Source organism: Methylogaea oryzae, from assembly GCF_019669985.1.
Lineage (GTDB): Bacteria > Pseudomonadota > Gammaproteobacteria > Methylococcales > Methylococcaceae > Methylogaea > Methylogaea oryzae.
This window is the reverse complement of record NZ_AP019782.1, coordinates 1,945,272-1,957,352: the sequence shown is the minus strand read 5'-3', so window position 1 is coordinate 1,957,352 and position 12,081 is coordinate 1,945,272. Positions and strand designations below refer to the sequence as shown.

The 12,081-nt window shown below is 59.3% G+C and carries 8 protein-coding genes; 6 read left to right on the top strand and 2 right to left on the bottom strand.

Going from position 1 to position 12,081, the window contains the following annotated elements:
* Nucleotides 1–37 precede the first annotated feature (37 nt).
* From K5607_RS08850 to K5607_RS08830, 5 genes are all read left to right on the top strand, one after another.
* Entirely contained in the window at nucleotides 38–949 is a 912-nt protein-coding gene (locus K5607_RS08850; RefSeq protein ID WP_221048835.1) for an ornithine cyclodeaminase family protein, read from the top strand.
* 165 nt (nucleotides 950–1,114) lie between these two features.
* Entirely contained in the window at nucleotides 1,115–1,975 is an 861-nt protein-coding gene (locus K5607_RS08845) for a hypothetical protein (protein ID WP_221048834.1), read from the top strand.
* A 4-nt stretch (nucleotides 1,976–1,979) separates the two neighbouring features.
* Nucleotides 1,980–2,951 carry an ABC transporter substrate-binding protein gene (locus K5607_RS08840; RefSeq protein WP_221048833.1) on the top strand — a complete coding sequence of 324 codons (972 nt, stop codon included), beginning with the start codon at nucleotides 1,980–1,982 and terminating at the stop codon, nucleotides 2,949–2,951.
* Between the two features lie 157 nt (nucleotides 2,952–3,108).
* The gene (locus tag K5607_RS08835; RefSeq protein WP_221048832.1) at nucleotides 3,109–7,137 is read left to right on the top strand and encodes a response regulator; all 4,029 of its coding nucleotides are present in this window, start codon (nucleotides 3,109–3,111) and stop codon (nucleotides 7,135–7,137) included.
* A gap of 5 nt (nucleotides 7,138–7,142) precedes the next feature.
* A complete protein-coding gene (locus K5607_RS08830) occupies nucleotides 7,143–9,182 on the top strand; it encodes a TonB-dependent receptor plug domain-containing protein (RefSeq protein WP_221048831.1) in 2,040 nt (679 codons plus the stop codon).
* A gap of 12 nt (nucleotides 9,183–9,194) precedes the next feature.
* Here K5607_RS08830 and K5607_RS08825 read toward each other — a convergent pair whose 3' ends face one another.
* Together K5607_RS08825 and K5607_RS08820 are read right to left on the bottom strand one after the other, a co-directional pair.
* Complete coding sequence (locus tag K5607_RS08825; RefSeq protein ID WP_221048830.1) at nucleotides 9,195–9,857, bottom strand: DUF6989 domain-containing protein; 663 nt, start codon at nucleotides 9,855–9,857, stop codon at nucleotides 9,195–9,197.
* Nucleotides 9,858–9,911: 54 nt separating this feature from the next.
* Complete coding sequence (locus K5607_RS08820; RefSeq protein WP_054772969.1) at nucleotides 9,912–10,877, bottom strand: hypothetical protein; 966 nt, start codon at nucleotides 10,875–10,877, stop codon at nucleotides 9,912–9,914.
* A gap of 138 nt (nucleotides 10,878–11,015) precedes the next feature.
* Between K5607_RS08820 and K5607_RS08815 the strand changes: the two genes are divergently transcribed.
* A complete protein-coding gene (locus tag K5607_RS08815; RefSeq protein ID WP_221048829.1) occupies nucleotides 11,016–12,026 on the top strand; it encodes an SPFH domain-containing protein in 1,011 nt (336 codons plus the stop codon).
* Nucleotides 12,027–12,081: the final 55 nt, after the last annotated feature.

Below are 12,081 nucleotides of genomic sequence, written 5' to 3'. Positions count from 1 at the left end.
CGGGCGTTTTTTTATGTCCTCTTTACCGGAGCCGCCCATGACTTTGTTTCTCGACCGGGACCACATTCGCCGATTGCTCTGCATGGAAGACCTGATACCCGCCATGGAGCAGGCATTGAAGGACTTCTCCGCGGGATGCGTGCAACAGCCGCTGCGCACGGTGCTGGCGGCCGAGCCGCCAGGCGGTTATTGCTACGTGATGCCGGCTTTGGCCGACGCCATCGGCGTAAAAATCGTCACGCTCTACCCGGGCAACGCAGAAAAAGGGTTGCCTACCCACATGGCGACGATATTCCTGATGGACCGGGAGACCGGCGCGCCCCTGGCGGTAATGGACGGCGGCTTGATTACGGAAATGCGCACGGCCGCCGTATCGGCGGCGGCGACCCGGCTGCTGGCGGCCGGCGATGCCAAGGTGTTGGCGATTCTCGGCAGCGGCGCGCAGGCCCGCAGCCATTATGAAGCGCTGCGCCTGGTGCGGGATTTCGAAGACGTGCGGGTGTGGAGCCGAACTCCGGCCCATGCCCAGGCATTCGCCGCCGACATAGGCGCCCGCGCCGTCAGCGCGGAAGAAGCGGTACGCGGCGCCGACGTGGTGGTCACCGCCACTTGCGCCACCGAGCCGGTGTTGAAAGGGGAGTGGCTCAAGCCCGGTTGCCACGTCAACGCCGTCGGCGCGCCCCGTCCAGATTGGCGCGAATTGGACGATACCGTCATGGAGAGCGTGTTGTTCGTGGATTCCCGCACGGGCGCCCTGGCTGAATCGGGCGACGTGATCCTGTCCGGCGCGCCGGTGTATGCGGAAATCGGCGAGGCGTTGGCGGGAAAAGTGCCTAGCCGCCAAGGGGAAACCACCGTATTCAAGTCCTTGGGCATGGCGGTGGAGGACGTGGCGGCGGCGTCTTTGGTTTATCGCCTGGCCTGCGCCCGGAAAAGCGAAGGAAATTAGGCGGGCTTGCCTTGCCATCCTCTCTACCGCATTATCGACCCTTGCCATTATAATCGGGCCAAGGTTACGAAATGGGTTTCCGTCGTTGCGAGGCGCGCATAAAACCGCTTCGTGACGAAACAATAATAAGACTTAAGTTAAATCGACGCATAAAGCCGCCCCAACATGCTTGATGCCATCTTCCTACGCGCCAAAAAAACGCGGGCCAGCTTACGTTGGCTGCTGCTGGCGGCTGCCTGGGTATCGGTTATCGGCGGCGACAGTCTCTGGGCGGCTCCGCCCGCTTGCGCCAGCCAATGCACGATTTACTTCTATAACCCGGAAACCAATATCAACAACTATGTCTCCCTTAAGGCATCTTTCGATACCTATCTGTCTCAGTTTGGGGAGGGATATAGGTTTCAGCCTTTCGACGAAAAAGACATTTTTGAAAGCGTCATCGGCAGCGACGAAAACAGCATTTTCCTGATATCCAGCTGGCACTATCGCCTGCTCAAGCACAAATATCCGCTGCACCCCATGCTGGTAGGGGTATCGGGCGGCGTCGCCTCGCAAAAGAAAATCCTGTCCGCCTCGCAAAAAATCACGGACCTGGAACACCTGCGCGGAAAAAATATCGCGGTAGCGGGAAGCAAGGCCTACAGTAAAAACGTACTCGAGCAGATTTTCGCGGGCAAACCTCCTGACCTTTTGGAAAGCCTACGCCTGATATTGGTACCCAAGGACATCGACGCCTTGATGGCCGTGGGCTACGGCATGGCCGCCGCCGCGCTGACCACCGAGAAAAGCCTGGACGATTTACGCGCCATCAATCGCAAGCAGTACGATCTGCTCGAGCCTTTGGGGGCCAGCCGGGCGTCGCTGCTGACGCTGGTCGTGACGCCCCACCAGCGCACCCCGGCCGTCGACGCGTTGCTGGACGTGGTCGATCGCATGCAGGGCGCTAGCGGCGACACGTTGCACATGCTGGGGCTGGACGGATGGAAACGGCTGACGGCGTCCGAACAACAGGTGTTGGAGCAGTAAGCGAATGGAAACGACACGGATCAAGGCCTGGATTGATTGTTCGACGCTAGCGCGGCGTGCGGCGGCGGCCATCGCGTTGCTGTCGCTGGCCTGGTTGGCGCCGGGCATCCCTGCCGCGATCGCCGATGACGGCGGCAAAATTTTGATTCTCAACTCCAGCGCCAGCGTCAAGAAATACGCGACCGTGGAGGAGGCCTTCCTGTCCAACCTGACCAATCCGACCGAAAGGGTGGATATGGCAAGCCAAGGCGCGGCTTCGGACGCACTGCGGGAAAACCTGAAAAACTCCGGCGCGGCGCTGATTTACGCCATCGGGTCCAACGCCTACCAATGGGCCGCCCATTACGCGGAACAACCCATCGTGTTTTCCTCCGTCATCAACTGGCGCAGGCAGCCGTTGCGGGAAGACAGTTACGGCGTCGCCAACGAGTTGCCGTCCGGCGTACCTTTGTCGATGTTCCGCTATTTGTTTCCCGATATTAAAACCGTCGGCGTGTTGTACAGCGAAAAATTCAATAGCGAATGGCTGGCCGAGGCGACCGCCGCCGCGGGCGATGTCCATATCGAACTCATCGGCGAAAAGGTCGCCGCGTCCGCGGAGGTTCCTGAGGCGCTGGCCAAGCTGCTTCCTCGCGTGGATGCGGTGTGGCTGATTTCCGACCCGGTGGTTTTGGCCAACGAAAAGTCGGCCATCGAGTTATTCCGCGTGAGCGACGCCAAAATGAAGCCGGTATTCGCTTACGACGACGTTTACGTGGATTTGGGCGCGGTACTCACCATTACCGCCGACATTCCCACCATGGGCGTCCAGGCCGCCAAGCTCGCCGAAGACGTGTTGAGCGACCGGGAGCAGATCGCCGATCGCGTCGAGAGCCCGGCCGGTTCGCATATCACGCTGAACGTCGGCCGGCTGCAGCGCTATCGCCTCAATTTGAACCGCCAAGCCCTCGGCTCCGTCAACCGGGTTATCGAGTAGCCATGGCGAAGACGTCTACGTTCCGTTCGCGCCAGGGGGCCGAGGCCATCGTCTTGCGGCGAAGCCGGCGTTTGTCCCCGCGAGCGCCACGGAGGGCGGGCCTTTGAAAAAAATAAGCCTGTATAAACGGAGCATACGCACCAAACTCCTGGCGACCATGCTGAGTTTATTGGCTGTGCTGGTGGTGATTTCGACCTATGTGCAAATAGCCGCGCAGAAAAGCCTGCTGGTAAGCGAGTTGGACAAGCGCATTGTGCTGATGAAGGAGAATCTCAGCAACCAAGCGGCGATATTGTCGGAAGAACTGGCGCAACAGGCGGAAAACGACATCGCCACCTATAAATTGTCCCTGTTGGAGGAAGTATTACGGAAGGCGGCGGCCGACGGTAAATTGTATTACGCCATTTTGATGAACGACTCCCGGGTGGCGCTGTTGCACACCTTGCAAGCCAATTTGCAACAGGAAGTCCTGTCCACCGAGGCGGACATCTATGCGGCCGGGCGTTTGGAAAGGACCGTGGTGGAAAACGAGGTCAACGGCCTGCAGGTCATGGAATACATTCTTCCTCTGCACGCCGGCGCCGAAAAGTGGGGCGTGTTGCGGCTGGGATTCAGCATGGAGCCACTCAAGCGGGAAATCGTCCGCTCCCAAAACGAGATTTCCGCCAAGATCCACGCCACCATCATACAGTCGCTGGCAATGGCCTTCGGCGTTTCCTTGCTGGGGACTTTCATCATATTGGCGGTATCAAACCGCTTATCCAAGCCCATACGGCGCCTCACTCGCCTAACCAACGAACTCGCCCTGGGCAACTTCGCCGCCGCCGGCAGCGACATAAAAGGGGGCAGCGACGACGAAATCGGCATATTGACCGATGCTTTCGTTTCCATGTCCAAGGAATTGAAGCATTCCTACGACCAGCTTTCCGAGCATAGCCGCACCCTGGAGGAAAAGGTGCGGGAACGCACCGAAGAGCTGGCGGAGGCGCGCGATCAAGCGATCACGGCCAACAATAGCAAGTCCGAATTTCTGTCCATCATGAGCCACGAAATTCGCACGCCGATGAACGCCATTATCGGCTTCACGCAATTGGCTTTACGCACCACCCTGACGGAAAAACAGCACAGCTACCTCAGCCGCGTGCAGTCGGCTTCGCATATCCTGCTGGGCATTATCAACGACATCTTGGACTTCTCGAAAATAGAAGCCGACCGCTTGGAGCTCGAATACGTCAACTTCAGTCTCACGGACTTGCTGGACAATTTATCGTCGTTTGTGAGCACGCCGGCGGAACAGAAAGGATTGGAGCTGCATTTTTCCATCGCCAGCGACGTCCCGTTGCTATTGATGGGCGACCCTTTGCGGCTAAACCAAGTGCTGCTCAACCTGACCAGCAACGCCGTTAAATTCACCGAACGCGGCGATATCGTCGTCGGTATCGGCCTGGCCCGCACGTACCAAAAGGAAACGGCCTTCGGCAAAAAGGTCAAACTGGAATTCTTCGTGCAAGACTCCGGTATCGGCTTGAGTCCGGAACAAAGCGAGAAACTGTTCCAACCATTCACCCAGGCCGATAGCTCCATCACTCGCCAATACGGCGGCACGGGTCTGGGACTGGCCATTTGCAAGCGGCTGGTCACCATGATGGGCGGCGACATCGGCGTGGAAAGCACGCCGGGCGTCGGCAGCCGGTTTACCTTTACGGCGCAATTCGACGTGCAGGATATGCACAGCCCGAGCGGAACGGTGCCGGACCAGCTGCAAGGCATGAAGGTGCTGGTGGTCGACGACAGCGCCGTATCGCGGGAAATCCTGCACGAATATTTGCGGTCGTTCTCCCTGGAGGTGCTGGTCGCCAAGTCCGGCGTGGAGGCGCTGACGCTGCTGGAGCGGCAACCCCAGGATCGCCCGGTCGAATTGGCTTTGATCGACTGGAAGATGCCGGGACTGAGCGGCGTCGCCACGGCGCGCAAGATCAAGAGCGACGCGAAGATTCCCCACGCCCCCGCCATCATCATGGTGACGGCTTATTCCCGCGACGACGTGCTGCGGGAGGCTCAAGACGTGCCCATCGACGGCATACTGACGAAGCCGGTGACGTCGTCGCAGCTGTACGACGTCATCGTGGAAAAGTGCGGTCCGCTGGCCATACCGAAGCCGGCCGCCGCCCAAGACAAGCAGCAGCGGCCCGATTTGCTCGCCGGCATTCGCGGCGCTCGTTTGTTGTTGGTGGAAGACCAGCCGATGAATCAATTGGTGGCGGCCGAACTGCTGCAACGGGAAGGATTCGTGGTGGTGTTAGCGAACAACGGCGCGGAAGCCGTGCAGATGGTGAGGCAGCAACCGTTCGACGCCGTTTTGATGGATTTGCAGATGCCGCTCATGGACGGTTACGAAGCCACTCGCGTCATTCGAACCGAAAAAGGCTTCGACGAATTGCCGGTTATCGCCATGAGCGCCCACGTTATGGCGCAGGAAAAAGAGCTGTGCGTGCAAGCCGGCATGAACGGTCATGTGGGCAAGCCTATCGATCTGGATAAGCTCTTCGCCATGCTGGTGCGGTGGGTGAAACCCAAAGGGGAGGGGGACTGCGCCGACGGCCGCCACCCGGCAGGGCAGGCAGCTCTACCGGACCATTTGCCGGGGCTGGACTTGCGGCTGGGATTGCGCAACGTCGGCGGCAACGGGGCGCTCTACCGGCAGTTGCTGCAGCGTTTCGTCGAGGACTTCCACGGCGCGTCCGATCAGATCGCCCAATTGATAGCGGACAAGGACACCGCGGCGGCGACCACTTTGTCCCACGCCTTGAAAGGGGTGGCCGGCAACCTCGGCGCGTCGGAGTTGCAGACCCGCGCCGGCGACTTGATCGTGGCGCTCCGTCAGGGGCGGGATGTGGACGCGGCCTGCGTTCGCTGGAGCAAAGCGCTGGAGCAGGTGATGGCTTCCATACGTCAACTGGCGGCGGCGACCTCGGCCGACGACTGCTCCGAAGCCGAAGGGGACGGGGAATTGCTTGGCGTTTGCCTGGCCGAATTGTACGCGCGGGTATGCGCCAACAGCCTGGACGTCGATATGGCGTTTCAGCGTATCAAGCCCTACGGAAACGATCCGGCCTGGCGGGATGCGCTGGATCGGCTGGGCGCGGCGCTGGACGTGTTCGATTTCGCCGCCGCGAAAGCCGCGCTGCTTGAAATCGATGCGGATCTGGCGGGAAAAGCCGGTCATGCCCTGCCCGCGCCGGAGAACAAGCCGAGGCTGCTGATCGCGGACGACCAACCGGCCAACCTCAAGATTCTCGGCGAGGCGTTGCGCGACGACTACGACATCGTCATCGCCACCAAGGGCCACGAGGTAATGCATATCGCCGCCGGGAACGCCGATCCTGCGCTGATATTGCTGGACATCGAAATGCCCGGCGGCTTGGACGGCTTCGATGTGTGCCGGCTGCTCAAAGCGGAAGAAGCGACCCGCAATATTCCGGTGATTTTCATCACCGGCCGGGACGACGACGTCAATGAGTCCTTGGGATTGGAACTGGGGGCGGTGGATTACATCGTCAAGCCGTTCCGCATGTCCGTGGTGAAGGCGAGGGTGCGCACGCATCTCAAGCTGAAGCAGCAAAGCGACCTCTTGGGCAGCATGGCTTTCTTGGACGGCCTGACCAATATTCCCAACCGCCGCCATTTCGACGAAGTGCTGGAGGGCGAGTGGCGGCGAGCGTCAAGGAGCGGGTCGCCGTTGTCGGTCGTCATCGTGGACACCGACGAATTCAAAAATTATAACGATTACTATGGCCATGCCGCCGGCGACGATTGCCTTAAAATTGTCGCGTCCACCCTGAGCGGCTCCTTGCACCGTGCGACGGATTTCGTCGCGCGTTACGGCGGGGAAGAGTTCGTCGCCGTACTGCCGGGCATGGATTTCGTTTCCGCTATGGCCATGGCGGAAACCATGCGCCACAACATCGAAAGCTTGCGGATGGAACACGCGTCCTCCAGTTTGGGACGAAAAATCCTGACCGCGAGTTTCGGCGTGGCGACGGTAACGCCCTCGCGGGACATCAGCCAAGAACAAGTCATGAAGTGGGCCGACGAAGCCCTGTATGACGCAAAACAAAGCGGTAAAAACCGCGTGGTGGGCCGCGATCCGCACAGCGGTTCGCGCATCGAGAGCCGGGGGGCATAGGGACAATGACGGGCTTAGGCGGAATAAAAAAAGGGCTGTGCGTTTTGGCGTGTTGCGGCGCCATCCTACCGCTGCAGGCGCGCGCGGAAGACACCACGCCCTACGAAATTACCGAGAGTGTTTTGCAGGAAGAGTTGAGCTGGCTGCAAGCGGAATCCACGGTTTTTTCGGCTTCGCGCCATGAGGAGAAAGTCTCGCGTACCGCGGCCGCCGTTTTCGTGCTGAGCGGGGAAGACATCAAGCGCTCCGGCGCCACCTCCATACCCGACGCGTTACGCGTGGTGCCCGGGCTGGACGTGGCTCAAATCAATTCCAACAGCTGGGCGATCAGCGCGCGAGGGTTCAACGACCGGGCCGCCAACAAAATGCTGGTGCTCATGGATGGGAGAACGTTGTACCACCCCAGTTTTTCCGGAACGCTTTGGCAAACCAAGGACACCCTGCTGGAGGACGTGGAGCGCATCGAGGTGATCCGCGGCCCGGGGGCCGCCATGTGGGGCTCCAACGCCGTCAACGGCGTCATCAACATCATCACCAAGAAGGCGAAGGACTCCCGCGGACTCTACGCCACCGCCGGAACCGGCACCGAGGAAAATGGTTTCGCCGCGGTGCGCTACGGCGGACAGCTGGGGGAACAGACCTACTACAAAGGTTATGTGAAGTACTTCAGCCGCGACACCATGGCGTTGGATCAAAGCGGACACAACGCGAACGACGCCTGGGAAAATACCCAAGGCGGCTTCAAGCTGGAGAGCTCGCTGTCGCAGAAAGACTCCGTCACCTTGCAAGGCGATGTCTACCAGGGCAACGCCAACGCCTTGCAGAACATTTCGGTGCCGATGGCGCCTTACCAATTCGACAGCGCCATACCAAAACGCTATTCCGGCGGCAACGTGTTGGGCCGTTGGGATCACCGCTTCTCCGATACCTCCGATATGACGTTGAAGATGTACTTCGACCATACCGAGGACGCTACCCAAGTCAGCCGGATTCGAGACACCTCCATCAGCCGGGTGGATACTTACGACGCGGACTGGCAGCACCGCTTTCTGGTGGGGGACTCCCACGCCTGGACCTGGGGACTGGGCTACCGCTACAGCCATCTCCAATCCACCACCGGCTACGACTTTTTCTACGCCATGAAATCGCCGACGCGGGACACGCAGCTGTTCAGCGCCTTCCTGCAGGACGAAATCACCCTGGTGCCGGATCGTTGGCGCGTGATTTTCGGCACGCGGGTCGAGCACAACGACTACAGCGGTTTCGAAGTGCAGCCCAACGGCCGGCTGGTATTCACGCCGACCGACAACCAGACCATCTGGGCCTCCATTTCCCGCGCGGTGCGCATTCCCAACCGCCTGGACCACGACATGACCGCCACGTTCCTCGGGCAACCGTCTCCCGGCGTCTACCTGGTCGGGCAAGGCAACAGCAATTTCAAGCCGGAAGAGTTGATCGCCCACGAATTGGGTTACCGCATCCAGCCGACCTCGACCACGTCGGTGGACATCGCCACCTTCTACAACGATTACTCGCGTCTCACTTCCGCCTCGCTGGGCACGCCTTACGTCGGCACCACGCCGTCCTTGTACGTGGGTCTCCCCATCTTCCCGGAAAACAATATGCGCGGAAAAACCTACGGCGCGGAAGTCATGGGCCAGTGGCGGGCGGCGTCGAACCTGCGTTTTCAGGCCAACTACACCTATTTGCAAATCAACCTCAGCGGGGATCCGTCTTTACAGAAAAGCACGGAAAATGCGTCGCCCCACCACCAGTTCAGCTTGAGAACCTCCTACGACATCACGGAAACGCTGCAAGCCGACGCCATCCTGCGCTACGTGGATAAATTGCCGGCGTTCAAGGTCGACAGCTACGCGGCGTTGGACTTGCGCCTGGGCTGGAAGCCGGTCCGCAACGTGGAACTGGCCGTGGTCGGACGTAATTTGCTGGACGGCCGCCATCCCGAATTCGGAGAATCGGTATTGACGGCCCAGCTGGTGGACATCCAGCGCAGCGTTTACGGACAAGTCAGCGTGCGTTACTGATCCGGTTACGCGTTATTTCTGGCCGACCCAGGCATAAGCGATCTGGGTGGCCACGTACATCCACACCGATTGCCCCACCGCCCAGGCGAGGATGAAGGGAATGGTCGATTTGACCACCCGCCCGACGACGAACGGCAGGGTTACCGTCAATAGGAATTCGCCGACGATGACATATACCGGCGTGGAATCGAAAAACACCATCCAGCAGTCTTTGTAAAACCAATAGTCGGCTTGCTTGGCGATGAATTCGTAGGTGGGCAAGTTGACGGCGCCGAGCAGGCCGGTCAGCAAGGTCGCTTTGCCCAGTCCCCAGCGATTGGCCATCCAGTAGGCTAAATAACCGAACTGGAACATGATCAAAGCCCAGGAGAAAGGCATATAAAAGGGCGAGTCCCAAATAAACGGCTCGCCGGGGGCGTAAACCAGGGTTTGCTGCACCGATACCGCCAAATGATCGGTGGGCAGCTCGCCGAAACCCACCAGCAGACCGAACAGGTATAACCGGGCGAATAATCCGTCGCGGGTTTGGTAAGTCCGGTAAAGAATCAAACCGTTGACGGCGAAAGTAATCAGCGCCGCGGCCACCCAGCCGGCGTGCAGCGCCCAAGCGACGAGGTCTGTAACCAGCGCCAACACCATGGTAATCAGGACAAAAACCAGTCGTTTATCGCTCAACACTAGCGTATCTCCTTAATAGCGAATTATTGTTTTCTTTCGACAGGGTGGGAATCAATCCAGGCCCAGGAAGGCCTTTTTGGCGGAGCGGCGCGAATTGAGCCAGATTTTTATGGCTTCATAGACGATTACCGTGGTGAACGTCACCGCCATCCATACCAGCACCGCCTCCACCGGCAACAACGTCCAGGCGTCGATGACGATGCCCAGCATTTGCTTATAGTTGTAGCCCCACCATTGATAGGGCGACGCCAGCGTCGCTTCCCACAACAGGCTGATCAGCAGCACGAAGAAAAAGCACAGGCTCACGGCTCGCCAGTTGATGAAGCGGAACGTGGTTTTGAACAAAGCGGCCGAAGGAATGAAACTGGCGACGACCAAGAAGGTGAAATATCCGGGGAAACCGCCTTGATAAGGGCTGGGAAACCCGTTTTTTATCACTACGCCCAGCGCGATCAATATCAAGCCCACCAGCACGGACTTCCCGTGAAACATGACGATGCGCTCGATGCCGGCCGACTCCTGCCGATAATCGGGGACGTTATAGGCGCTCAACCAATACTCGTCGCACCAAATGTACATCAGCAACACGGCGACGAAACCGGAAATATAAAAAACGAATTCTTCGATGGGGATTCTCCGCTCCCAGGACCAAGTGGCGAAATCGAATCCCGGCGCGTAAATTTCCAAGGTGGCTTGACTGTTGACGAAGGTAAAAAACGTCAGCCCGAAAAACAGGTCCAGCAGAAATCCCAGCGGCACCAGCACGGCGATGGCGATCCAGAAGGATTTCTGGATGAATTTCTCGTCGTCATTGGCGTGTATCCACCACAAAATAACCAGTATGGGAATGATGAACAGCGATAAGCTGACGGTATACCCCAAGGGCGAGGAACCCACTACCGGCTCCACGTGGGTTTGAGCCCGATCCGCGGTTATCAGGCTTAGAGTCGCTGGAACGGTGACGACACCGATCATGGCGATGAAGGTTTTGAAGTCTTTTTCCGGTGTCAGTGCCATCTTGGCTCTCCATGTTGTTGTTAAAACGCCGTTTAAAACCGGCGCGCGGCAGTATATACCGGGCCGGAAGAAACAGTTGTCTTGCGTTGCGGCAAGGACAACAATAGCGCTTTCCTAATTCATACCGAGGGCGGGGCCATGGGCTTGATGGACTTCATCAAAAAGCAATTCATCGACATCATCCATTGGACGGAAGAAGGCGATGGGGTTCTCGCTTACCGTTTCCCGATGCAGGATTTCGAAATCCAGCAAGGCGCCCAACTGACGGTGCGCGAGTCCCAATTGGCGCTGTTCGTCGACGAAGGCAAGGTGGCCGATGTTTTCAGCCCCGGCCGTCATACCCTGACGACCCAGACCTTGCCGCTGCTCACCAACCTGAAGAACTGGGACAAGTTGTTCGACTCGCCTTTCAAGTCGGATGTCTATTTTTTCAGCACCCGCCTGCAACTGGACCGTCGTTGGGGCACGCCCAATCCCATCACCATCCGTGACAAGGAATTCGGCCTGGTGCGCCTGCGGGCTTTCGGCATTTACTCCTACCGGCTGGTCGATCCCAAACGGTTTTACCAGGAAGTGTCCGGCACCCGCGAAAGCTACACGACGGAGGAGATGGAAGGGCAGTTGCGCAACACCCTGATCGGCTCCATGACCGATTTGTTCGCCGAATCGTCCGTCCCCTTCGTCGACATGGCCGCCAACCAGGAAGAGTTCGGCAATCAGCTCAAGGCCAAGATGGCGCCGGTATTCGACCGCTACGGCCTCGCCCTGGACAGCCTGGTGGTGCAGAACGTCTCCCTGCCGGAAGAGCTGCAAGCCGTGCTGGACCAGCGCATCAGCATGGGCGTCATCGGCGACCTGGGCAAATTCACCCAATACCAAGTGGCGCAAGCCATTCCCATCGCCGCCGGCAACGAAGGCGGCTTGGCCGGAGCCGGCGCAGGCCTGGGGGCCGGCGTGTCCATCGGCCAGGCCTTCGCCGGCGCCTTGAATCCGCAGGCCGCTGCTCCGGCGGCGCCTGCCGCCGCGACGCCTTCCTCGGACGACGTGATGGCGACCCTGGAAAAGCTGCACGGCCTGATGACCAAGGGCGTGATCAGCCAAGCCGAGTTCGATGCGAAGAAGGCCGAGCTGCTGGCGAAGTTGGGCTGAACCCCGATGCGGATTCACCCTCGCATCGTTCCAACGCTCCTGCGTCGGAATGCCG

What these genes read in the sequence shown, in the direction of transcription:
- K5607_RS08850 (WP_221048835.1), top strand. Translation starts at nt 38, where the DNA reads ATGACTTTGTTTCTCGACCGGGACCACATTCGCCGATTGCTCTGCATG.
- K5607_RS08820 (WP_054772969.1), bottom strand. Translation starts at nt 10,877, where the DNA reads ATGGCACTGACACCGGAAAAAGACTTCAAAACCTTCATCGCCATGATC.
- K5607_RS08835 (WP_221048832.1), top strand. Translation starts at nt 3,109, where the DNA reads ATGCTGAGTTTATTGGCTGTGCTGGTGGTGATTTCGACCTATGTGCAA.
- K5607_RS08840 (WP_221048833.1), top strand. Translation starts at nt 1,980, where the DNA reads ATGGAAACGACACGGATCAAGGCCTGGATTGATTGTTCGACGCTAGCG.
- K5607_RS08845 (WP_221048834.1), top strand. Translation starts at nt 1,115, where the DNA reads ATGCTTGATGCCATCTTCCTACGCGCCAAAAAAACGCGGGCCAGCTTA.
- K5607_RS08815 (WP_221048829.1), top strand. Translation starts at nt 11,016, where the DNA reads ATGGGCTTGATGGACTTCATCAAAAAGCAATTCATCGACATCATCCAT.
- K5607_RS08830 (WP_221048831.1), top strand. Translation starts at nt 7,143, where the DNA reads ATGACGGGCTTAGGCGGAATAAAAAAAGGGCTGTGCGTTTTGGCGTGT.